The 22,786-nt window shown below is 60.1% G+C and carries 19 protein-coding genes and 1 tRNA gene; 10 read left to right on the forward strand and 10 right to left on the reverse strand.

Annotated features, from left to right (window positions below; translation table 11 throughout):
* Nucleotides 1-112 precede the first annotated feature (112 nt).
* On the forward strand, nucleotides 113-1,789 hold the full coding sequence (locus Q666_RS63870) for an NAD(P)H-dependent oxidoreductase subunit E (RefSeq protein WP_023001673.1): 1,677 nt from the start codon (nucleotides 113-115) through the stop codon (nucleotides 1,787-1,789).
* On the forward strand, nucleotides 1,786-4,554 hold the full coding sequence (fdhF, locus tag Q666_RS63875) for a formate dehydrogenase subunit alpha (protein WP_023001672.1): 2,769 nt from the start codon (nucleotides 1,786-1,788) through the stop codon (nucleotides 4,552-4,554). Before Q666_RS63870 ends, fdhF begins: the two co-directional genes overlap by 4 nt.
* Nucleotides 4,555-4,658: 104 nt before the next feature.
* On the opposite strand, the gene Q666_RS63880 is transcribed toward fdhF, so the two are convergent.
* The 3 genes from Q666_RS63880 to Q666_RS63890 form a co-directional block, all read right to left on the reverse strand.
* Nucleotides 4,659-6,827 carry a hypothetical protein gene (locus Q666_RS63880; RefSeq protein WP_031269613.1) on the reverse strand — a complete coding sequence of 723 codons (2,169 nt, stop codon included), beginning with the start codon at nucleotides 6,825-6,827 and terminating at the stop codon, nucleotides 4,659-4,661.
* Between the two features lie 148 nt (nucleotides 6,828-6,975).
* Entirely contained in the window at nucleotides 6,976-8,118 is a 1,143-nt protein-coding gene (gene queG / locus Q666_RS63885) for a tRNA epoxyqueuosine(34) reductase QueG (protein ID WP_023001670.1), read from the reverse strand.
* Between the two features lie 67 nt (nucleotides 8,119-8,185).
* Nucleotides 8,186-8,878, reverse strand: a complete 693-nt coding sequence (locus tag Q666_RS63890) for a glutathione S-transferase family protein (protein ID WP_023001669.1) — start codon at nucleotides 8,876-8,878, stop codon at nucleotides 8,186-8,188.
* A gap of 218 nt (nucleotides 8,879-9,096) precedes the next feature.
* On the opposite strand from Q666_RS63890, the gene Q666_RS63895 reads away from it, so the two are divergent.
* A complete protein-coding gene (locus Q666_RS63895; RefSeq protein ID WP_023001668.1) occupies nucleotides 9,097-9,903 on the forward strand; it encodes an undecaprenyl-diphosphate phosphatase in 807 nt (268 codons plus the stop codon).
* 83 nt (nucleotides 9,904-9,986) lie between these two features.
* Here the strand turns inward: Q666_RS63895 and Q666_RS63900 are convergent, their stop codons facing one another.
* Nucleotides 9,987-11,015 (reverse strand): WYL domain-containing protein, encoded by a 1,029-nt coding sequence (locus Q666_RS63900; RefSeq protein WP_023001667.1) that lies wholly within the window; start codon nucleotides 11,013-11,015, stop codon nucleotides 9,987-9,989.
* Nucleotides 11,016-11,165: 150 nt separating this feature from the next.
* On the opposite strand from Q666_RS63900, the gene Q666_RS63905 reads away from it, so the two are divergent.
* Complete coding sequence (locus Q666_RS63905) at nucleotides 11,166-11,402, forward strand: DUF1127 domain-containing protein (protein WP_023001666.1); 237 nt, start codon at nucleotides 11,166-11,168, stop codon at nucleotides 11,400-11,402.
* A gap of 29 nt (nucleotides 11,403-11,431) precedes the next feature.
* On the opposite strand, the gene Q666_RS63910 is transcribed toward Q666_RS63905, so the two are convergent.
* Together Q666_RS63910 and Q666_RS63915 are read right to left on the reverse strand one after the other, a co-directional pair.
* Nucleotides 11,432-12,694 carry an MFS transporter gene (locus tag Q666_RS63910; RefSeq protein ID WP_023001665.1) on the reverse strand — a complete coding sequence of 421 codons (1,263 nt, stop codon included), beginning with the start codon at nucleotides 12,692-12,694 and terminating at the stop codon, nucleotides 11,432-11,434.
* A gap of 200 nt (nucleotides 12,695-12,894) precedes the next feature.
* Nucleotides 12,895-13,869 (reverse strand): complex I NDUFA9 subunit family protein, encoded by a 975-nt coding sequence (locus Q666_RS63915; protein ID WP_031269610.1) that lies wholly within the window; start codon nucleotides 13,867-13,869, stop codon nucleotides 12,895-12,897.
* Between the two features lie 178 nt (nucleotides 13,870-14,047).
* Between Q666_RS63915 and Q666_RS63920 the strand changes: the two genes are divergently transcribed.
* Nucleotides 14,048-14,134, forward strand: a tRNA-Leu gene (locus Q666_RS63920).
* Nucleotides 14,135-14,234: 100 nt separating this feature from the next.
* Here the strand turns inward: Q666_RS63920 and Q666_RS63925 are convergent.
* From Q666_RS63925 to Q666_RS0134340, 4 genes are all read right to left on the reverse strand, one after another.
* Nucleotides 14,235-14,582 (reverse strand): SMR family transporter, encoded by a 348-nt coding sequence (locus Q666_RS63925; RefSeq protein ID WP_023001663.1) that lies wholly within the window; start codon nucleotides 14,580-14,582, stop codon nucleotides 14,235-14,237.
* A 196-nt stretch (nucleotides 14,583-14,778) separates the two neighbouring features.
* Nucleotides 14,779-15,594, reverse strand: a complete 816-nt coding sequence (locus Q666_RS63930) for a hypothetical protein (protein WP_023001662.1) — start codon at nucleotides 15,592-15,594, stop codon at nucleotides 14,779-14,781.
* Between the two features lie 270 nt (nucleotides 15,595-15,864).
* A complete protein-coding gene (locus Q666_RS63935) occupies nucleotides 15,865-17,313 on the reverse strand; it encodes an aldehyde dehydrogenase (protein WP_023001661.1) in 1,449 nt (482 codons plus the stop codon).
* A 35-nt stretch (nucleotides 17,314-17,348) separates the two neighbouring features.
* Entirely contained in the window at nucleotides 17,349-18,050 is a 702-nt protein-coding gene (locus Q666_RS0134340) for a GntR family transcriptional regulator (RefSeq protein WP_161633265.1), read from the reverse strand.
* A gap of 212 nt (nucleotides 18,051-18,262) precedes the next feature.
* On the opposite strand from Q666_RS0134340, the gene Q666_RS63940 reads away from it, so the two are divergent.
* The 5 genes from Q666_RS63940 to Q666_RS63960 are packed head-to-tail and all read left to right on the forward strand — an operon-like array spanning nucleotide 18,263 to nucleotide 22,737.
* The gene (locus Q666_RS63940) at nucleotides 18,263-19,456 is read left to right on the forward strand and encodes an amino acid ABC transporter substrate-binding protein (protein WP_023001659.1); all 1,194 of its coding nucleotides are present in this window, start codon (nucleotides 18,263-18,265) and stop codon (nucleotides 19,454-19,456) included.
* 59 nt (nucleotides 19,457-19,515) lie between these two features.
* The gene (locus tag Q666_RS63945) at nucleotides 19,516-20,379 is read left to right on the forward strand and encodes a branched-chain amino acid ABC transporter permease (protein WP_023001658.1); all 864 of its coding nucleotides are present in this window, start codon (nucleotides 19,516-19,518) and stop codon (nucleotides 20,377-20,379) included.
* Nucleotides 20,376-21,299: a branched-chain amino acid ABC transporter permease gene (locus Q666_RS63950; protein WP_023001657.1), complete on the forward strand. Its 924-nt coding sequence runs from the start codon at nucleotides 20,376-20,378 to the stop codon at nucleotides 21,297-21,299. The genes Q666_RS63945 and Q666_RS63950 overlap by 4 nt, the downstream gene beginning before the upstream one ends.
* Nucleotides 21,296-22,027: an ABC transporter ATP-binding protein gene (locus tag Q666_RS63955; protein WP_023001656.1), complete on the forward strand. Its 732-nt coding sequence runs from the start codon at nucleotides 21,296-21,298 to the stop codon at nucleotides 22,025-22,027. Before Q666_RS63950 ends, Q666_RS63955 begins: the two co-directional genes overlap by 4 nt.
* Nucleotides 22,027-22,737 (forward strand): ABC transporter ATP-binding protein, encoded by a 711-nt coding sequence (locus Q666_RS63960; RefSeq protein WP_023001655.1) that lies wholly within the window; start codon nucleotides 22,027-22,029, stop codon nucleotides 22,735-22,737. Before Q666_RS63955 ends, Q666_RS63960 begins: the two co-directional genes overlap by 1 nt.
* Nucleotides 22,738-22,786 lie beyond the last annotated feature (49 nt).

Raw genomic sequence — 22,786 nt, forward strand, 5'->3', positions numbered from 1 at the left:
CGGGGTAGGTCCTGGGTTCGCCTGTTCGGACCATCAGCCGCCCCCGCGAAGATCGAGAGAGGAGCGCGGACGCGAAATCCAGATGCGCTCCAGCAATACGGGAGGTACGCCAATGTCTTTCGGCAAGGGGCTTTCACGCAAGCCGTCCCAGCCAAAAGGGCGTCAGTTGGAAGATGCGGCCCTGGACGAAGTCCGGAATTTGCTGGGTGATGAGCCGCGCCGGCGGGACCTGCTCATTGAACATCTGCACAAGATCCAGGACGCATTTGGCTGTCTTGAGGCTCGGCACCTGCGCGCATTGGCCGACGAGATGCGCCTGTCGCAGGCAGAGGTCTATGAGGTCGCGAGCTTTTACCACCATTTCGACATCGTACGGGAAGGAGATGCAAAGCCTGCACCTCTGACCATTCGTGTTTGCGACAGCGTTGCCTGCGCGCTCAAGGGGGCGGACGCTCTGGCCGCTGCGCTTGAAGTCGGGGTTGATCCGGCAAAAGTCCGCATCCAGAAAGTTCCGTGCATCGGTCGCTGTGCCGGTGCCCCGGCCGTGCAGGTCGGCAAGCGGGCCATCGACAACGCAAGCGAAGTGTCCGTGCGCTCTGCCTTGTTCGAAGGAACGTCCGATCCGGTGGTTCCCGATTACATCAAGCTGGATGCCTACCGCGAAGCTGGTGGTTACAAGTTGCTGGAGCGTGTGCGCGCGGGTGAACTGGATGCAGCGGCAATTGCGGACAAGGCGCTGGAAGCAGGCCTTCGCGGCCTGGGCGGTGCAGGCTTCCCGACCGGCACGAAATGGAAGATCGTCCACGACCTGCCGGCTCCGAAATACCTCACCATCAATGGCGATGAAGGCGAACCAGGCACGTTCAAGGACCGCGTTCACCTGGAACGCGACCCGCACCGGATGCTCGAGGGTGCGCTGATTGCCGCCCATGCGATTTCCGCCGCGCGCATCTATCTCTATATGCGCGACGAATACCCGGCGGTTCTCCAGATCCTGAAGACGGAAATCGAGGCCCTGCGCGAAGCGGGTATCATCACGACCATCGACATCGAACTGCGCCGCGGGGCGGGAGCCTATATCTGCGGCGAGGAAAGCGCGATGATCGAATCGATCGAAGGCAAGCGCGGCCTGCCACGCCACCGCCCACCGTACATTGCCCAGGTCGGCCTGTTCGGTCGGCCGACGCTCAATCACAACATAGAAACCCTGTTCTGGATCAGGGATATCGTCGAGAAGGGTTCGGAGTGGTTCGCCAGCCACGGCCGCCGTGGTCACAAGGGCTACCGCTCCTTCTCGGTTTCCGGCCGTGTCAGGGACCCAGGCGTCAAGATGGCCCCGGCGGGGATCACCATGAACGAGCTTCTGGCAGAATATTGCGGAGGCATGGAAGAGGGGCACGTCTTCAAGGGCTACCTGCCCGGTGGTGCCTCCGGGGGCATCCTGCCCGCATCTCTTGCCGACGAGCCGCTGGATTTCGGTACGCTCGACAAATACGGCTGTTTCATCGGCAGCCACGCGATCGTCGTTTTCTCCGATCAGGATGACATGCGCGATGTGGCATTGAACCTGATGCGCTTCTTCAAACACGAGAGTTGCGGTCAGTGCACGCCCTGCCGGTCCGGAACGGAGAAGATGGAACATCTGCTGGCAGCAGGCGATTGGGACAAGACGAAGATCACGGATCTCGATGAAGTCATGCGATCGGCATCCATTTGCGGTCTTGGGCAGGCAGCCAGCAATCCGGTCACGTCGGTGCTGAAATTTTTCCCGGAGGAGTTCGAGAAATGAGCCAGGTCACTTTCTCCCTCGACGGTCGGATGGTCACCGCGGAAGACGGCGAAACCATCTGGCAAGTTGCCAAGCGCGAAGGCGTCGCCATTCCGCATCTCTGCCACAAGGACGCACCGGGTTATCGCTCAGACGGCAATTGCCGTGCCTGTATGGTCGATATCGAGGGCGAGCGCGTGCTTGCCGCTTCCTGTATTCGCACCCCAGCCGAAGGCATGGTGGTGAAGACCGCCAGCGAACGTGCGTCCAAGGCACGCGAGATGGTGCTCGAACTTCTGGCAGCCGACCAGCCCTCGCGCGACCATCACCCTGACCCGGAAAGTGATTTCTGGAAATGGTCCGACCATGTCGGTGTCGCCACCAGCCGCTTTGCCCCATGCGCCAAACCGGCCCAGGACATTTCCCATCCGGCCATCGCGGTCAATCTGGACGCCTGCATCGCGTGTAATCTGTGCGAGCGAGCCTGCCGGGAAGTGCAGGTCAACGACGTTATCGGCATGGCGGATCGCGGTTCGCACACGGTGCCGGTGTTCGATCTGGCAGACCCGATGGGTCTTTCCACCTGCGTTGCCTGCGGCGAATGCGTGTCGGCTTGCCCCACCGGGGCCCTGATGGAAAAGAGCCTTCTGGATGCCAGCGCCAGCAAGCGAGAGATCTTTGCCGAAGAAACCGTCGACAGCGTCTGTCCTTTCTGTGGTGTGGGCTGCCTGACGTCGGTCTCGGTGAAGGACGGCAAGATCGTCAGCGTCGAGGGACGCGACGGTCCGGCCAACGAGAACCGGCTCTGCGTCAAGGGCCGCTTCGGCTTCGATTATGTTTCCAGCCCCGAGCGCCTGACCAAGCCGCTGATCCGCCGGGACGATGCGCCCAAGCGTGGCGACATTGCCATGACGCTGGAAAACCATCTCGACTATTTCCGTGAAGCAACCTGGGACGAAGCGCTCGAGCGAGCCGTTGGTGGTCTTAAAGCGGTTTATGACGCGAAGGGCGGCCGTGGTATTGCGGGCTTCGGCTCGGCCAAGGGCTCCAACGAAGAGGCTTATCTCTTCCAGAAGCTGATCCGCCAGGGTTTCCAGACCAACAATGTCGACCACTGCACGCGTCTCTGCCACGCTTCTTCCGTGGCTGCGCTCATGGAGGGCATCGGTTCGGGTGCAGTGACTGCCCCTTTCAATGCAGCCGGCGATGCAGACTGCATGATCGTGATCGGCGCTCGTCCTGAGCAGAACCACCCGGTTGCCGCGACCTACATCAAGCAGGCGGCCAAGAACGGCACAAAGCTGATTGTCATGGACCCGCGCGGCCAGGGGCTGATGCGCTTTGCCGACTACGGCTTGAAGTTCAAGCCGGGAACCGATGTGGCGATGTTGAACGCGATTCTCAACGTCATCATCACCGAAGGCCTCTACGACAGCCAGTATATCGCCGCTCACGTGGACGGCTTCGAGGCACTGAAGGAAAAGATCGTCGACTTCACGCCGGAAGCGATGGAGCCAGTCTGCGGCATCGACGCGCAAACCCTGCGGGAAGTCGCAAGGCTTTACGCCACCAGTGCCAAGTCGATCATCTTCTGGGGCATGGGCGTTTCGCAGCATGTCCACGGCACCGACAACGTCCGCTGCCTGATCGCCATGGCGCTGACAACCGGCCAGATAGGCCGCCCGGGCACCGGCCTGCATCCTCTGCGCGGTCAGAACAACGTGCAAGGGGCATCCGACGCCGGGCTCATTCCGATGGTGTTCCCGGACTATCGTTCAGTTGAAAACCCGGACATCCGCGCCGAATTCGAAGACGCCTGGGGCCGCACGCTCGACCCTGCGCGCGGTTTGACCGTGGTGGAGATCATGGACGATATCCTGGATGGTGGCATCGAGGCGATGTTCGTTCAGGGTGAAAACCCGGCCATGTCCGATCCGGACCAGGCCCATGCCCGCAAAGCACTGGCCAGTCTGAAACATCTTGTGGTTCAGGATATCTTCCTGACAGAAACCGCCTGGCATGCGGACGTGATCCTGCCTGCCTCCGCCCATGCGGAAAAGCTCGGTACGTTCACGAACACCAACCGCCAGGTTCAGATCGGCCGTCCTTGCGTGCCGATGCCCGGTGAAGCACGCGCCGACTGGCAGATCCTCATCGATATCGCCAACCGCCTGGGCCTGAACTGGACCTATGACGGCGTCCCGGCGATCTATGAGGAAATGCGGTCGCACATGAATTCACTGAGCAACATTTCCTGGGAAAGGCTGGAGCGCGACGGGACGGTCACCTATCCGGCGGATGCCCCGGACAAGCCTGGCAACGAGATCCTGTTCGGCCAGTCCTTCCCGACGGCAGATGGCCGCGGACGCATCGTGCCGACGGATCTGGTGCCGCCGGACGAGCTTCCCGACGATGATTTCCCGTTGGTGCTGACCACGGGGCGCATGCTGGAGCATTGGCACACCGGTGCCATGACGCGGCGTGCGGAAGTGCTCAATGCCATCGAACCGGAGCCAGTCGTTTCCATGAACCCGCGCGATATCGAGCGCTCGGGTCTGGATATCGGCCAGCAGGTGAGGGTGGAAACACGGCGCGGCGCAATCACGTTGACCCTGCGCGCAGACCGGGACGTGTCGACAGGCATGCTCTTCATCCCGTTCTGCTTCAGCGAAGCCCCGGCCAACTTCCTGACCAACCCGCAGCTGGATCCCTTCGGTAAGATCCCGGAGTTCAAATTCTGTGCAGCGCGGATCGGAACGGTCGGACAGCAGCAGGCGGCAGAGTGACGCCAGGTCTCGCCAGAATTCAAAGAACGAGCTAACTGCCTGAAGGCAAAAAAGGGCGGCCACTGGCCGCCCTTTTGGTTTTCGCATTCACGTGGTCAGAGCAATCAATTGGCAACAATCTTGACTGCAAGCAGATCCGGCAGGGTTTGCGGTGCTGCCATCGAACCCAGGATCTGTGCCAGCGGAACCGGGTTCGGCGGCGTCAGGGTGACCTTCAGTTCACCCGGATTGTCGAGGAACTTGGACGCTGCTTCAGTAACCATCTGCGTGAAGGCCGCATTCTGGATCGGCGCGGTCATTTGCGTCGCCTGTGCCACCAGGGCTTCCCGGAAGACATTTTCGGGGATGTTCTGAGCCTCGGCAATGTGGGCCAGGCCCTTCTTGGTGAGGCCGGCATCCTTGAAGGTCAGGGATGCGTCGACAAACTGGGCAACCACAAGGGCCATTTGTCCCTGGTTCTCGGGATCCTCGAACAAGGACTTCGGCACGTTTGCAAGACGTGCGGACAATTCGGCGCGGCCGAGCCCTTCGACATTCACCATCATGCGCTCCAGGCGCAGTTCCAGCGTTGCCTCGTCCCAGTAGAGCCGGGTCTCGTCGGACCAGACGACCGTTTCCAGACCGAGAGCTTCCAGCAATGCCTGGGCTTCCGGGTCATCAATGGCCGCGACAGGCACTTTCAGCCCTTCGGTCCTGGCGTGAAAGCTGGTCGGGATTGGCGGCACCGTGGTGGACAGCGTCATCTCGGCTCTGCCGATTTCGGTCCGACCGAGGTCCGGAACGGCAACGTCCAGTCCTTCCAGTTCATAACCGAAAGAGCGCGGCATGAACGCGCGGGCCACTTCCATCGGGTGATCCTCGCCGAAGCTTGGGTCCGCCATCAATGTGCTGATCATGGCACGCATGGGCGTATATTCGGCGAATTCGATATCGCCGATCGCCGCCCAGTCGATCTTGACCGATGCACCTTCCGGCAGGTCCGGGGCATCGAGACCGACCATCATCATTTCGCCGATACCGTCGGAGTTGATCTCCGACATGGACATTTCCTTGATGGCGATTTCCATCGGCTTTTCTGGGCCAGGTGTCGGCACGGTCACGTTGATACCGCTGATGCGGGCATCGGTGACGCCGAACGACCGGTAGAACTGGAATACGCCGGTGATCAGTTCTTCAGGAGCTGGAACCTGCTTGGCAAACAGACTGTCGAACAGGGCAAGGATGTTGTTTTCACGCTTCAGAACGGTGACTTCTGAAATCGAGGTCTTGTCGACGGCAATTTCAATCGCCAGCCCGTCGGCGATGTCCTGTTTGGACTTGTAGTCGATCGCCGACGCCGAGCCGAGCATGACCACTTCATCGCCGGTTTCGGGAACATCGGGGTCGAACAGATCGAAGAACGCGGCCGCGTCCATGTCCGTGTAAACGGTCTTGCCCTGGCTGGTGGTCTGGTTCAGCATCTGGCCCGAGGTCGTGTCCAGGGTCTGCATCGACTGGCTCATGCTGTCGATCGTGTATTCCCCGATCCGGCCATCCACAGCGTCGGCCATGCGGTAGCCGGCAATCTGCATGGTGCCTGACAGAACAAGAGTGTCCTTGCCGTCTTCGATCTCATGCGCCTCGATGGTCATCGCCGTGTTGTCGGCCTTGACTTCGTCGTAGGAAGTCAGGAGGGCGGCCTTCACGAACGGCAACCAGCGGCTGACCTGGTGGGCCTCGTCTTCTGCCGGCACTTCCGGCATGGTGAAGCTGTAGTTGGTCGCGGAAACTCCGCTCAACCGACCGTCGATCTTCAACCGGCCCTTGCCTTCGGCGCTGGCGGAAAGAACCATTTCTGAATCGTCGGAATAGACCCAGCTTGCGGCGTCAAAGTCGCCGTCTTCATGGCTGAGACCTGTAATGGTGACCGTGCCGCTGCTGAATGAAAGCGAATAGGTCAGGTCGGTCAGCTTTTCCGGTTCGATATCCGTCGCGCCGTCATTGCCCGTGACATCCGTTTCCTCGGCCGGAATATCCTCGATGGTTCCGCTCAAGGAGATTGTGCTGTCGGTCAGGGTCAGAGTATCGGTACCTTCGTCGTAAGCGACGCTACCGTTTTCGACCTCGACACCCAGGCTCTTCAAACCTTCTACATAAGCTTCATAGGCGGTCTCGCCGGTGTCCTGCGCAAGGGCGGAGCCGGAAACCAGCGCAAGCGCGGTGCCGAGCATGAGGAGCCGGACGCGGGCCCTGGCTGATTTGGATGAGAAAACGGAGGCGGGCTGAAAATTCAATGTCGTGGCTCCAATAAAATGATCGGAATCGAGCGGTTTGAACGAGATCGGTCCCGATAGGGTTGGACGTCCAAGTCCTCATCAAGACCTAGGCCATTCCATGACTATGTACCAATCACATGACAAGGTCGAATCGGGAAAAGCCGGATCAGGATTGCGCGAGCAGCCATTCAGAACGCACGGTCTCGTCGGTTTCGACGCGCAACGCCGCGGTTTTACGGACCTGAAAATCTTCCTGTGCAGAAAGTTGGCCGAATGCCCAGACGGCGGTGCCGCGAACAAGGGCGTCTGCATCGTCGAGCAGTGCTTCGATCTTGCCGAGCAGTTCAATTTCTCCGGAATTGCCGGCGGCAATCAAAACGTTGCGCAGAAACTTTCCCCGTCCGATCCGTTTCACCGGTGATCCGGAAAAGAGCTGGCGGAAAGCTGTGTCGTCCAGCGACAGGAGGTCTGCAAGCTTCGGGGTAATCATCTCCTCCCGGGCAATCAACTTGGCCTCCCGGGCGGCTTCGGCAAACTTGTTCCAGGGACAGGCAGCCAGGCAATCGTCACAGCCGTAAATTCGGTTGCCGATGGCTTTGCGAAACGCGCCCGGAATGGGGCCGGGGTGTTCGATGGTGAGGTAGGAAATGCAGCGCCTCGCATCGAGCTGGTAGGGCGCGGGAAATGCGTTCGTCGGGCAACTGTCGAGGCAGGCGCGGCAGGAGCCGCAATGATCGCGTTCCGCGCCGCTCGGCGGCAGATCCAGTGTGGTGAAGATCGAGCCGAGGAAAAACCAGGACCCGAGATCTCGTGACACCAGGTTCGTGTGCTTGCCCTGCCAGCCAAGCCCGGCAGCCTCCCCGAGCGGCTTTTCCATCACCGGTGCGGTATCGACGAATACCTTCACATCGCCACCGGACCGGGAAACCAGGAAGCTGGCCAGTTCCTTCAAGCGCCCCTTGATGACATCGTGATAGTCGCGGTGTCGCGCATAGACGGAAATGCCGCCGGTGGTCTTGTCGGCCAGATGGGCGAGGGGATGTTCGTGCGGTGCGCTGCCGGGGCCATAGTTCATCGCCAGCATGATGACAGAGCGAACCTCCGGCCATAGCGCTTGCGGTGAGGATCGGCGGTCGGCGGTTTCCGCCATCCAGGCCATGCTGCCTTCATAACCCTTGTCCAGGAAGTGCCGCAGGCGTTCGCCCGCTTCCGGAATGCTGTCGGCAGCGGCAATCTTCACGCCGTCGAAACCGAGGGCGCGGGCCTTCTCCTCAAAGGCGGTCAGAAGCTTTTGGGTCTTTCGGTCCAAGGCCTTCGGCTGCTCGCTGGAACAACGTTCAGTTCAACCGGAACCGGTTGAACGCACGAAGAATGCGTCAGAAATCGAGATCCGCATAGGTCTGTGCGGCCGGCATGCCCAGCACCTTCTCGCCCAGGAGCGGGCGCATCGACGGCCGCGACTTGACCCGCGCATACCAGCTCTTGATGTCTTCCTGATCGCTCCAGGGCACTTCGCCCAGATAGTCGGCACACGACAAGGATGCCGCAAGGGCGAAGTCGGCGAAGGTCAGCCGGTCGCCGGCAACCCAGCGGCGGGAGGCGACCAGATAGCCGAAGTACTTCAGGTGGTGATGGATGTTTGCCCGGGCAACGCGCAGGGCAGCCGAATCCGGTTCGCCGCCGCCGGCGGATTTCGGCATGATCTGCTTGTAGATGCGTTCGCGCACAAGATGACCGATCACTTCCTGATCGAACTTGCCGAGGCTCCACTCGACCAGGCGTCTCGTTTCTGCACGGGCATCGGGATGATCCGGCATCAACCGACGGTCGGCAACCGCATAGCCCCGGGTTTCGTCCAGATACTCCATGATGGGTCCGGCGCCGCAAATGGCAGGGCCTTCGTTTTCCACGATAACCGGCACGGTGCCTGCCGCGTTCAGCACCAGGAGCGCCTGAGGCCGCTCCCATGGGTTCACGTGATGCTCCTCGAAGGCGGCTCCGTATTCGCTCAGGATGAGCCGGATGAACCTTGAAGATGGCGAGAACGGATGATGGTAGAGCGTCAGCATGAAGGGGTTAAGAGCCTGAACTGTGGCAAGACTACGTCAAAGCGAATGCCGAATGCTGCAATCGCCTTAACGGAGAGTTTGCCCCGAATATGGTTATCAAGGGTTTGACGGCGTGACTTCGCTTCGTCAAATAAGCGGCGACTTGGGAGACGCCCTGAGTCGCGAGACATACTTGGTCAGGCTGGTTTTCATCAAGCCATTTGGAGACAAGATACACAATGGACGGCCAAACGATTGTTAATGCTCTCATTTTGGGGATTGTCGAAGGTCTGACCGAGTTCATTCCCGTCTCGTCAACCGGTCACATCCTGCTGCTGGGGCATTTTCTCGGCTTCGACAGCACAGGCAAAACTTTCGAGGTTCTGATCCAGCTCGGCGCCATTCTGGCGATCCTGTCGGTTTATTTCGGCCGTTTGTGGACGCTTCTGATCACGCTGCCAAGCGATCCCTCCAGCCGGCGCTTTGTGGCCGGTATCCTGATTGCCTTCCTGCCGGCCGCCGTCATCGGCGTGCTGCTGCATGGTTTCATCAAGGAAGTGCTGTTCGAAACGCCCGCGCTTATCTGCACGACATTGCTGCTCGGTGGCATCGTCCTTCTGTGGATCGACCGCCTGCCGCTGAAGCCGCGCTATACAAATGTGATGGATTACCCGCTGTCGCTCTGCCTGAAGATCGGCTTTTGCCAGTGCCTTGCCATGGTGCCCGGCGTTTCACGCTCCGGTGCGACCATTGCCGGTGCATTGCTGATGGGCACCGACAAGCGCTCGGCGGCCGAATTCTCGTTCTTTCTGGCCATGCCGACAATGGCCGGCGCCTTTGCCTACGATCTCTACAAGAACCGCAACGTGCTCTCGATGGACGATGCCATGCTCATTGGTATCGGCTTTGTCGCGTCTTTCATCGCCGGTGTGTTTGTGGTCAAGGGGCTGCTCGACTTCGTCTCCAAACACGGCTTCGCGCCCTTTGCCTGGTGGCGCATTTTCGTCGGCATCGCCGGTTTCGCCGGACTTTATTTCCTGGGCTGAGGCCGATTTACCAATGTCCGGATCAGCGTGCATATTTTGCTGCGCTTGTCCGGACCGACGGAGCGAGTGTGACGCGGCTTGGCTCAGGCTGAACGGTTGAGCTGTCTCTTGGCCGTATAGGTCCCCGCCAATGCCTCCAGTTCGTTTGCAAGCTCCTGACGAAGGTCCTCCGGGCCAAGCAGTTCCGCCCCCGGCCCGAGCCAGCGGACGAGCGGCAATATGCGGGCCCGCTCGGTAGAGGGGATGCTGACGAGGATCCGGCCTTCTTCGGCCGGTGTGAAGACGGCGTGACGGTAATACCAGTCGGCGCTCAGCTTCTTTGCCTGTGCGGCAGTGATCAGGATCTCGGCAATCGCTTCTTCCTGCTCCCAGCGACGCATCGCCTGCGACAGCCATGCCCCGCCGAGAAGGCTCTTGATGGAGAAGGTCTTGTCGGGCCGGAAAAAGAGCCCGCTGATTTCCAGATCCCGTACCCGGTCCGCCCGATAGACCTTGAGCGTGTCCGTATCGACGCAGCGTCCGGCCAGATACCAAAGGTCCCGGTCGAACATGACCCCATAGGGTTCGACGTCATGGGCTTTCACGGTCCGCCTTGTCGGGTTGACATGTTCGAAGCGGACCCGTTTGCCATCCAGGATACCGGCCATAAATCCGTCGAGGGCCTTCTGCCAGTCGCCCGTTGGTTCCGCCTTTGTGCCGGAATGAAAGATGTCGGGCGGGATTGGTTCGATGCCCACGATCCTGTCGGCCTCTTTCAATAGCCCGTGAACCGTTTTGGGCAGGGACGCCAACAGCTTCTTTTCTGCTGCCGCAAGATCGTCTGCCAGCGGTACCGTGCGGCTGGAGCGCACCAGTGCCATTGCAGCCAGCAGGGCGGCGGTCTCATTGCGGGTCAGCGCCACAGGTGGCTGAAGATAACCGCTGGCAAGCCGGTAGCCGCCTTCCGCACCACGCTCCGCATCCACCGGAACGCCAAGCGCGATCAGCCTGTCGATGTCGCGATAGATCGTGCGATGGGAAACGTGAAACCGTTCGGCAAGTACGGTTGCCGGGACAAGTTTGCCGCCGGTCAGCAGAAGCAGGATGCCGAGTGCGCGTTCAATCGGGTTCATGGAAAATCGGGCTCTGTGAGGTCGGAACAAAAAAAATCATAACCTGAGAACAGAACGGGATCAAACATGACTCACTGCTGTCAGGATTGATTTGTCATTCTCATCTCGTCCCCAGAAAGGAACGGGCATTCAGCCCTTAGGAGAAGAGAGATGAGCCTTGAGATCGACACCATTTTCCGCAGCCGCGCAAACAGCCGCAGTGTTCTGTTTTCTGCCCTTCGTGTTTGTGTGGCAGAGTTCCGGAATTATCTTCGCCGCCGGGAAACTAACCGAGCACTTTCTCGCCTGAACGAGAGTGAGCTGAAGGATATCGGCCTGCAACGCACAGAGCTCGGCTACAGCGAGCTGCACGACGACCGCTTCAAGTTGGGGCCTCGCCGTGGATAAACTTTTCCGGCGGCTGGCAAGTTCTCCTGTCAGCCGCCGGATCCACGCATCAATGCCTTTATCTCCGGCTTGTTCCAGGCAAAGAACATCACCACAAGAGCGGTGAGAGCCGCGATGATCACGCCGTAGAACGGCAGATCAAGATCAAGCCCGATCAGTTCCCCGCCCAGCAGCGAGATCACGCCCGCCACCAAGGTGAAGACGGCGATGGTCACGCCCATGACCCAGCCCTGTTCCTTGTCGCTGACGGCCGCCGAATAAAGCCCGAGAAACGTCGGGTAGGCGATGCCGAAGGCAAAGTAGAAACAGAAGACCGGCACATAGGTCAGGATTGCGTTGGGCGAGGCTATGAAAGCTGCCGCCGACACCGCCCAGACCGTGAAGGTCATGCCCAGAATAGCTTCCTTGCTGAACCGCTTTTGCGCCGGCACCACCAGAAACGTGCTGGAAAAGGCGAGGGCTATGCCGATCGTCAGCATCACCATCGAGCCGCCGAGCGTGCCGTAACCGAAGCGGCTGGTCAGGTAGTTGTCGACGAAGATGTAGAACGACAGGTTGGCGACGTGAAAGAAGAAGAACACCACCGTCAGCCGCATCACTGTCGGATACTTGCGGATACGCCATAGAAGTTCGAGGATTTCCGAAGGCCGGAACACGAATTTCTGCCGCTCCGCCTCGGCGTCGTGTGCATCCTTGAATGAGAATATCACCAGCAGGATGGCAATCAGCACCAGCACGAAACAGGCATAGAACGGCAGTTTGATGCTCGCCAGGTCGCCAAGCAGGACCGGGTCCGACAGGAGACCGCCGAGCAGCGGGCCGCCGACCAGCCCGAAGCTGACGCCGGTGATGATATAGCCCATGTTCCGGTTGCGGTCCTCGTCATCCGTGCTGCCATCGATCATCGCGGCCTGCGCGATCGGCTGGTTGCCCGCAGTCAGCCCGGTGATCGCACGGCCCAGGATCAGGAGCAGGAAGCTGTTGAGATAGAGCCCTGCAATGGTGAGCGCATAGCCGCCGAGCGCGCCGAACAGGCAGATCAGGATCGCGTTCTTGCGGCCGATGACGTCCGACAGTTTGGAGATGTAGGGCGCACCGAAGAACCAGCACAAGAAGAAGACGCCGATGATGAGGCCATAATCGAAATGGCGCATCGCGTCGCTGGTGGACTGCGGCAACATCGATGTCGACGGTTCCATCACCAGGGAATTGATGATCGGAAACACCAGCCCCTGGCCGAGCAGGTCGACAAAGACAACAAAAAGTAACGTGACCTTCGCAAGAAATGACATCTGCGCCTCCCGTCAATTTTGACGGTAGGCGAAGGAGCGGGATGCGGCAACGAAAAGCTGTGCCGGGTGGGCCGGGGATGAAAGGTTCTGTGTGCGGACGGGCTGCTGGCGTGCGCATACCCGCCCGGCAACGGGCAAGTTTCTTTCAACAGAAAACGGGCCCCGAAGGGCCCGTCGTAGAAGTCATGTGCAAGCAGGCGTTACGCCGGCCGGTGCGCGTCGTATTGGCCGTGTTCGCGGTAGCGTTCCAGATAGGTCGGCAAAACGGCGGCGAGCGTTGCCGGGGGAACGCCGATGCCTTCCAGGGTGCGGCCTTCCGCCTTTGCCTCGTCAGACACCACGTTGTCGGTTTTCAGCAGCTCGACCTGATCGGCGGTGAACGGCGCGTACGGGAAGAGCTGCAGAACCTTGCCCATGGCAGATGCGACCGGGAAGGGCAGCGGCAACAGAACGCGGTTGCGGCGGGTGACTTCCAGCACGTCTTCCAGGCAAGACTTGAAGCTTTTCACTTCAGGGCCGCCGAGTTCATACGTGGTGCCACCGGCAAGCTGGCCATCGACAGCGCGGGCAACGGCTTCGGCAACGTCGCAGACATAAACCGGCTGGAACTTGGACTCGCCGCCACCAAGCAGCGGCAGCACCGGCGAGAAGCGGGCCATGTCGGCAAACTTGTTGAAGAACTTGTCTTCCGGACCGAACACGATGGATGGCCGCAGGATGACGCTGCCGGGCAGGGTTTCCAGAACACCGGCTTCGCCGACCGCCTTGGAGCGGGCGTAGGCGGAGCTGCTTTGTGCGTTAGCACCGATGGCAGAGATATGCGTGATCCGATCGAGGCCAGCTGCACGCGCGGCTTCAGCGATTGCTCGCGGACCGAAACTCTGCACTGCGTCGAAGGACTGTTTGCCGCTGGGGGCCAGGATGCCGACGGCGTTGACCACCGCATCCGCGCCGATCACGGCCCGGTCAACCGACCAGCGATAGCGTAGGTTGGCCTGTACCGGCATGATCTGGCCAACGGCGCCAAGCGGCTGAAGATGAGTCGCCAGATCGGGACGGCGGACGGCTGCGCGCACGCGGTAACCGCGCTTGGCGAGCGCCTGAACGATATGACGGCCAAGGAAACCCGATCCGCCGAAAACCGTGACGAGTTTGCCGTTAAGTGCTGTGGACATCCTGAAAATGCCTTCTGTCGCGTCCAAAAGGAGAGGCGGCCTGGAATTTGGCCGGCTCAGTCTGGGAGTTTCTTAGCCCTTTGCCGCGGGTCTGTGAAGGGCTGGCTGTGAATGAATAAAAAAAGTCACACAGAGTGATTGACAAGCCCCGGAACCACCCTTACAAGCCCCCCTCACAGCCCAGGTGGCGGAATTGGTAGACGCACTAGCTTCAGGTGCTAGCGCTCGCAAGGGCGTGGAGGTTCGAGTCCTCTCCTGGGCACCAAATTTCGGTTTTGGACACACTACCAAGGTCCAGAACAATCTAAAAAAGCTCCGGTTTTCCGGAGCTTTTTTCGTTTTTGGGGCTGCTTCTGCGTTTTGGCCTAATGGCCTACCGATTTCGAGAAAACATTGATGATCACCACCCCGCTAAGGATCAGTCCGAGGCCGATCAGGGCCGGCAGGTCGAGTTTCTGGTCGAACACCAGCCAGGCGACCATGGTGATGAGAACGATGCCCGCTCCGGACCAGATTGCGTAGACGATTCCCGTCGGCAAAACGCGAATCGGATAGGACAGCAGCCAGAAAGAGATCGCATAACCGGCCACGGTGATGATCGAAGGCAGCAGGCGGGTGAAATTTTCGGTTTTTGCCAGGGCGGAAGTTGCGATCACCTCGGCGATGATGGCCGCGACGAGAAAAAGATAGGTGGCGGCGAGGCTGTTCGGCATCTCTGGCTCTTTTAGGCTGTGAGGGAGCCCCAGATGAAGGTACGCAGGCCTTCAGGGAGCAAGTGGTTTCCGTTTCGTCTGTTTATACGAAAAAGGCCCGCGTGCGCGGACCTTTCTGAAGGTTGGGGCTTTATTTCCGGGCAGCTGCCTGGCGCAAATCGCGATGCACGATCCTTCTGGTTGAAGGCGACACTCTCTAGAAGGTGTATTTGCTTTCCAGCAGCAGGCCGTAGCGGTGATAGTTCTGGTCGAGAACCACTTTCTCGCCAGTGACGACATATCTGCGGTCGAAATTCGAGTGGAGCCACCAGTAGCGGCCGCCGACGCCCAGTTGCCAGTTCTTGGTCAGGTCGACATTCAGCATCGCATCTGCTTCCAGACCATAGGTCCAGTCGCTTTCCCAGGTTTCGATCTTGTTGTAGCTCCAGGGAACACCTGCCACGTCAACGGACCAGCCAGCGCGTTGGCCGATGTCGCCTTCAGCAGTCATGCCCAGGCGGATCGCATGCCAGTCCCGGGACTGTTCTACGGTCAGGTTTCCGTATTTCGCCGAAACGTCGTCGGACAGGTACTGGTAGCCGACGAACCCTTTCAGCCGCACCTGGTTGTTTGCAAATTGCGCAAAGCCCCAGCCGCCGTCGAGAACAACATATCCAAGCGAGGTCTCATCGGTTTCGTCCATCTCGTAGCCGGAGAAATGTACATCGCCGCCGTCGCTCCTGCCGAGGCCGACATAGCCCCTGAAGAAGGTGTTGGACGTCGTGTCCTCGAGCGTTCCGACCAATTCAGCGGTATGCGAGGTCACATTATCCGTGCTGGAAATGTCGAAACCGCTGTTGTCCAGATCGGAGCGCGACTGGCTGTACCAGTATCGCAGGCCGATGCTGCCGCGCAGCGTCGATGGCTGATAGAGCTCGCCGGGCCCTGAGTAGACATCCGCAGCGGAGGCAAGGGGCGCCGAAGAAAGCGCAAGGAAGGCCGCAATCGGAAGGGACTGCAAAAGTCTTTTCATGGCTGAAACACCGCTTGTCTGATTACGCGGAAATGCGCGCTATTGGTGTGTCAGGTATTGCAATTTATGGTTAACAGTGCGTGAAGGCACACCTGATTGAGCCAGGTGACGCAGCGTCCCGCCCGGTGGGCCTTGCAAAGGAGGCAGGCCCCGGCACAGCCCCAGCACGGCCCCGGCAAGCCTTGCTGCGGGGCCCCTGGTGAAAAAATGATTTGGCCCTCCCGCCTCCCGCACACTTTCGGGGGGAGGCGGCGAGTTACCGGTGATGGATCAGATCGGATAGCCCTGACCGGGGTCTTCGATGGTGATCCAGCGCAGTTCCGTGAACTCGTTGATGCCTGCCGTACCGCCGAAGCGGCCATAGCCGGAGGATTTCACACCGCCGAATGGCATCTGCGCTTCGTCAAAGACAGTCGGGCCATTGATGTGGCAGATGCCGGACTGGATGTCCTTGGCAACTTCCAGAGCCCTGCGGGTATCCTGCCCGAAGACAGCCGCCGAAAGGCCGTAGTCCGTGTCGTTGGCGATCTCGATGGCATGGGCGGTGTCGCGGGCGCGGATCATCGTGGTGACAGGACCGAAGCTTTCCTCGCCGTAGATGCGCATCTCCGGTGTTACCAGATCGACGATGGTCGGGGCCATCACGGTGCCTTCCTCCGGTACGCCACCGCACAGAACCTTTGCGCCTTTCGCAACGGCGTCGTCAATCAGGGCTTTGACATGGTCGACCGTGTCTCGATCGACAACCGAGCCGATATGAACCTGTTCGGTTGGCGCACCCACTTTAAGCGCGCTAGCGCTGGCCGCGAATTTCTCCGCAAAGACGTCTGCAACGGACTGATCGACAACAACTTTTTCCGTGGACATGCAGATCTGTCCCTGGTTCATGAAAGCGCCGAACCGGGCCGCATTGACCGCACCGTCGAGATCGGCATCGTCCAGCACCACCAGCGAAGCCTTGCCGCCGAGTTCCAGAAGGCAGGGTTTCAGGTGCTTTGCAGCACGCTCTGCGATGATCCGGCCAACGCGGGTCGATCCGGTAAAGTTGATCCGGCGCGTCAGCGGGTGGTCGACCAGCGCGTTGACCACTTCTGGAGCGTCAGCTGCATCGTGGGTCAGGATGTTCAGGACGCCCTTGGGCAAGCCCGCATCAGCCATGACGTCACCCAGAAGCCTGTGCAGGCCCGGGCATTTCTCGGAGGCCTTCATCACCACCGTGTTGCCGCAGGCAATCGGCAGCGCGAAACAGCGGACACCCAGAATGGTCGGAGCGTTCCACGGCGCCATGCCGACCAGAACGCCAACGGGCTGGCGGTAACCCATGGAAAAGGATCCGGGCTTGTCGGAGGGGATGATCTCGCCCTTGATCTGAGTGGTGGAAGCGGCCGCTTCACGCAGGATCTTGGCGGCGAACATGTTGTTGAAACCGAGCCATGGCGCGGTCGCCCCTGTCTCGCGAATGCCGACCTCGACGAACTGCGGCGTGCGTTCTTCCATGAGATCGGCAGCCTTGTTGAGGATCTTGCGCCGTTCGCTCGGGCCAGTCTTCGACCACGCGGCAAAGGCAGCCTGCGCGGATTGCACAGCCTTGTCGACGTCGGCCGCCACCGCGGCTGCCGCCACGCTGGCGCGTTCGCCGCTGACCGGGTTCTTGCGTTCGAAGACAGCCGCGTTGCTGGCTGCCTGGTCCTCGTTGTCGATGAAAAGGCCGTAGTCCATGGGATCCTCCGTTGTGTTGGTCTTGTTTGGTTCCGTCAGTCGTCCGGGCCTGCGAACAGGGCGGAGTAGACGAGTGTCTGGTTGGCGTGTTCGCGCATGATCGATTCAGCGCGCTGTGGGTCGCGTTTCGAGATCGCGTCGAAGATGAGGCGGTGCTGCATGTTGCCCAGGCGCAGGCGCATCATGTCTTCTTCGGCCTTGTCGGCGCTGAACACCACCGTGCCCAGCTTGAGCATCGGGAGGCTTTCCATGCGATCGAACGCATAGCCGATGTAGTCGTTGCCGCACTGGCGCATGATCGTCTCGTGAAAGGCGACATTGCCGTCCTGATAGCGCGAGATCTTGTCACCATCCGCCGATGTGTCGGTTAGCGCGATGTCCATGTCCTTGATGACGGATTTCAGCGTCGACTCGACGTCCTTGCTCATGCCGCTCTTGGCAAGCGTGCCGGCAGCCAGGCCTTCCAATACACCGCGCACCTCGTAGGCGTGCTTGATGTCGCCCAGATTGAATTCCTGCACCGTGAAGCCGCGACCGTCACGCTTCTTGATGAGACCTTCCACCTCCAGCGCGCGCAGTGCCAGCCGCGCAGGTGTTCGCGACACGTCGAACATGTCGGCGACGCTCACTTCGCTGATCTTCGAGCCCGGTGCCAGCGAGCCGTCCATGATCATGCGATGAAGAACTGCCAGCACGCGCTTGTCGGACGGGGCTGTTTCATTTGCCTTGGTCGTCATCTGTCCTTGCCATTTTCGGATCCATACCTGTTCGAAGGCATGGACCTTATCATGAGCATTTTCATATTTATGTATCCAAAAATAGCGCATTGTCATTACAAAATTTCTGAAATCACCATTATTGGATGCAATATGTTGCAAAGTTGAAAATTTATGGATACAAAGTTGACGCGCGATCAAACGCATGATCTGCGCGACTGGGAGGAGTTCTGATGCGTAGAATAGTTTTTGGAGCGACCGCGCTTGCCGCGGCGCTGCTGGCCTCCACGGCCTTTGCCGCGGACCCGATCAAGATCGGCCGCGTGGTGCATATGACCGGTCCGGCGGCAGGAGGTGATGCTGCCAGCCACAGCCCGAATGTGGAGCTCTGGGTTAGCCAGGTGAACGGACGCGGCGGCCTGATGGTCGGTGGCGAGCGCCGTCCTGTGGAACTGGTCGAATATGACGACAAATCCAATCCGGCCGAGATGATCAAGGCGGTGCAGCGTCTCGCCACGCAGGATGAAGTCGATTTTCTGCTGACGCCCTGGGGCACCGGTTTCAACGCGGCAGCTGCTCCGATCTTCGCAAAATACGGTTATCCGCAAATCTCGGTGACCAACATCACCGACGAGATCGAGGAACTTTCCGAACGGTTTCCGAACATGTTCTTCACCCTCGGCAACACGACCGGTTTTGTCGAGGGTCTGCGCGACACCTTGAACAAGCTTCGTGACAACGGTGCCATCGGCAACAAGGTGGCCATGGTCAACGTCGCAGATGCCTTCGGCATAGAGCTTGCGGCCGTCGCCCGTGAAGTTCTGCCGGCGGCTGGCTACGAGATTGTCTTCGACAAGTCCTACCCCCTCGGCACGGCGGATCTGTCTCCGGTGGTCAAGGGAGCCAAGGCGACCGAACCGGATGCGTTCATCGCCTTTTCCTACCCGCCGGATACCTTTGCTCTGACGGAACAGGCGATCATTGAAAATCTCGATGTCGGCGCCTTCTACACGGCGGTCGCGACAGCGTTTCCCGCCTACGCCGGCAAATTCGGCAGCAAGATCGAAGGTAATCTCGGGGCAGGGGGCGTCAATCTTGATCTGGAGCCGATGACGGAATACCGCACGGCCTTCAACGCGCTTCATGGCAACCAGCCTGAATACTGGGCCGCAGCCACCTACTATGCCAGCCTGCAGGTTCTGGAACAGGCGATCGAAGGGGCTGACAGTACGGACCGCGAGGCCGTGACCGAGTACATCAAGGCCAACAGCTTTGACACCGCCCTCGGCACGATCAGCTTCGACAAGCACAATGAATCGAAGCACTACTGGACGGTGGGCCAGTGGCACGACGGCCAGTTCAATGCCGTCGCCGGCGTCGGTGTCCCGGTTGCGGTCGAGCCGGTCGCCAAGGAAGGCTGGAACTGAAGACCTTCGGACCGGCCGGCTAAGGCCGGTCCGGATCGTCTCGCGAATTGGTAGTTTAGATGGACATCCTGATTTCCGGCCTGCTTCTGGGCGGAACCTATGCGCTCATAGCCATGGGGCTCAATCTGCAATACGGCGTCGCCCGGATCATGAACCTTGCCAATGGCGAGGTTCTGGTCATGGGGGCACTGGCGTCGTTTCTTGCCTTTACCGCGGCTAGCATAAGTCCGCTGATCACGGTGTTCCTTGTGGCGCCATTGGCATTCGCAACCAGCTGGCTGGTCTACCGCGTCCTGCTTCTGCCGCTTGTCCGGCGGGCGAAAACGCAAGGCCAGCTGGAGGTGGACTCCATTCTGGCAACCTTCGGAATGGCATTCATTCTGGTGGGCACCATGGTGTTGATCTATCCGGAACTGTTTGCCTATTCCTTCCTTGCCGTTCCGGTGGACGTTGCCGGAACGACGGTTGCCGCCAACCGGTTGGTTGCCTTCGGCGGGGCCGTGGCCATCAGTCTGGCGCTTTATCTGTGGCTGAACCGGTCCAACGCCGGATTGGCTGTCCGGGCTGTTGCCGTAAGTCCGATGGCAGCCGGCCTTGTCGGCATCAACGTCGAACGCATCAGCGCGCTGGCCTTTGCCATCGGCGGCACGATCACCGCGATGGGGGGCGTGCTGATTTCAACCTTCGTCACGCTTGATCCGTCGTTCGGTGTCATCTTCACCATGAAGGCGCTGATCATCGTGATCATGGGCGGGGTCGGCGACATTCGCGGGGCAATTGTGGCTGCGCTGATCCTGGGCGTGGTGGAAACCGCCGTGGCGACGCTGATCGATCCGGGGCTGACCCTGGCTGCTGCCTACACGATCTTTCTGCTTGTTCTCCTGTTTCGGCCCCAGGGCCTGTTTGGCAGGAGACCCGCATGAACATTTCAGCCCTTGCGATGCCCGGCGCCGCAGCGCTTCTGGCCGCCGCCGCATGCGTTCCCTTTGTCGCTGACGGCTACTGGCTGTCGATCGCCGTAACCGTTCTCATGTATGCCGCCCTTGCCACTTCATGGTCGCTGTTTTCCGGGCCGACCCATTACATTGCCCTGTCGACGGGCGCCTTTTTCGGCATCGGTGGCTATCTGGTCGGCCTCGGCATGAGCGACTACGACCAGAGCTTCTGGGCCATGGCGGCACTCGCTCCCGTTGTCGCGACAGCGCTCGCCGCGGTGATCGGCTGGGCAACCCTGCGCTTGTCCGGCGTCTATTTCGTCATCTTCACGCTCGGTCTTGCGGAAATGGTCCGCAACCTCGTCAGCTGGGTGCAGAACAATTTCCTCGGCAGCCGCGGGCTCTATGTGCTCACCGACCTGGATGAAACGCATATCTACTGGATGCTGCTTGCCGTTCTTGCCGCCGTGTTCGCGTTCGGCTGGTGGCTGGGGCGGTCGCGGCTCGGGTTCGCGCTGCGTATTCTCGGCAATGACGAGGCTGTGGCGCGTCATGTCGGCATCAACACCGCGCGCACAAAGGTCCTGATGTTCATGACCACCGGCTTCGTCGCCGCTCTCGTCGGTGCCATCGTCGCACCGCGCTATTACTACATCGAACCGAATGTCGTGTTCTCGCCGGAGCTCAGTTTCGTTGTTGTCATCATGGCTCTTCTGGGCGGCACGCGTAAACTTTACGGCCCGCTTCTGGGCGTTCTTCCCTTCACGCTTCTGTGGGAGGTGATTTCTGTCTCTTTCCCCAATGCCACCACGCTGGTTCTGGGGCTCGCTTTTCTTCTGATCGTCTATTTCCTGCCGAATGGTGTCACCGGTCTTTTCGGCAAGCTTCTGGCAGGGAGGTCGTCATGACACAAGGACAACCGATCCTTCACGTGGAAAGCCTCAGCAAGCGCTTCGGCGGTCTTGTTGCAGTCAACAATGTCAGTTTCCAGGTACTTGAGCATGAGGTGATGGGGCTGATCGGGCCGAACGGATCCGGCAAGTCCACGACCATGAACATGATTTCCGGCGCCCTGAAGCCGAGCTCCGGGGCGATCATTCTCAAGGGGCAGGATCTGACCAGGAAAAAGCCCCACGAAATTGCCCGCTCTGGCGTTTCCAGAACCTTCCAGCTTGTCCGCATTCTGCCGGAGCTGACCGTGCTGGAAAACGTCATCGCCGGCGGCGTCTTCGGCCACGCCAGGCGCTGGGGCAATGAGGTGGAAACCTACGCGGCGGAGCTTCTGGCAAGGGTCGGTCTGGAAGGGCAAAGTGGCAAGCCGGTCTCCGCGCTGACCTACATCGACCAGAAGCGGCTGGAACTTGCCCGCGCGCTCGCCAGTGAACCGGAAGTCCTTCTTCTGGACGAGTGGCTCGCCGGTCTCAATCCTTCCGAACTGACGGTCGGCATCGATCTGATTGCCAGCCTGCGCCAGGAGGGACGGACGATCATTCTTGTCGAACATGTCATGGACGCCATCCGCTCGCTATGCGACCGGTGCCTGGTGATCAACTCGGGCGCCCGGATTGCCGAAGGCACACCGGAAGACGTGCTTTCCGACCCGGAAGTCATCCGGGCCTACCTGGGGGATGGCTGATGCTGGATATCAACGGGCTCACCGTCACCTATGGTCTTCATGCAGCCCTTCAGGGTGTCAGCCTGACCGCATCGAAAGGCGAGATCGTCGTCATTCTGGGCGCAAACGGGGCCGGCAAGAGTTCGCTGTTGCGGGCCATCGCCGGGATCAGTGCAGGAACGGTCAGTGGTGAGGCAGCACTCGCTGGCCAATCCCTTCGCCAGATGAAAGCGGACAGGATCGTCGAGGCTGGAATAGCCTTCGTGCCGGAAGGCCGAGGCATATTCGGCGATCTCAGCGTCTGGGAAAACCTGATGCTGGGCGCCTATCCGGAGCGGGCGCGAGCAAGCCGGCAGGAGAACCTGGAAAAGGTGGTTGCTCTCTTTCCGAAGCTGGCACAGCGGCGCAACCAGACCGCCCGAACCATGTCGGGTGGCGAACAGCAGATGGTGGCCATCGGCCGCGCCATGATGTCGAACCCGGACATCCTGATGCTGGACGAGCCGTCCCTTGGCCTGTCGCCACTCCTGTCGGGCGAACTCTTCGAGAACCTGTCGCGCATCCGGGAAACCGGCATCGGCGTCCTTCTGGTCGAACAGAACGCCAAGCGAAGCCTGGCGATCGCGGACAGGGGTTATCTGATTGAAAACGGCCTGATCACAGGCGCTGATACGGCATCTGCCCTGCTCAATGATCCGGCTGTACAGAAAGCCTATCTCGGATCGGGATAAACACCGGGCCGGAGAATAAGCAATTGTCCGCCTTGACCTTCCAGCAACT

Source organism: Labrenzia sp. C1B70 (assembly GCF_000475395.1).
In the GTDB taxonomy this organism is placed as follows: domain Bacteria; phylum Pseudomonadota; class Alphaproteobacteria; order Rhizobiales; family Stappiaceae; genus Roseibium; species Roseibium algicola.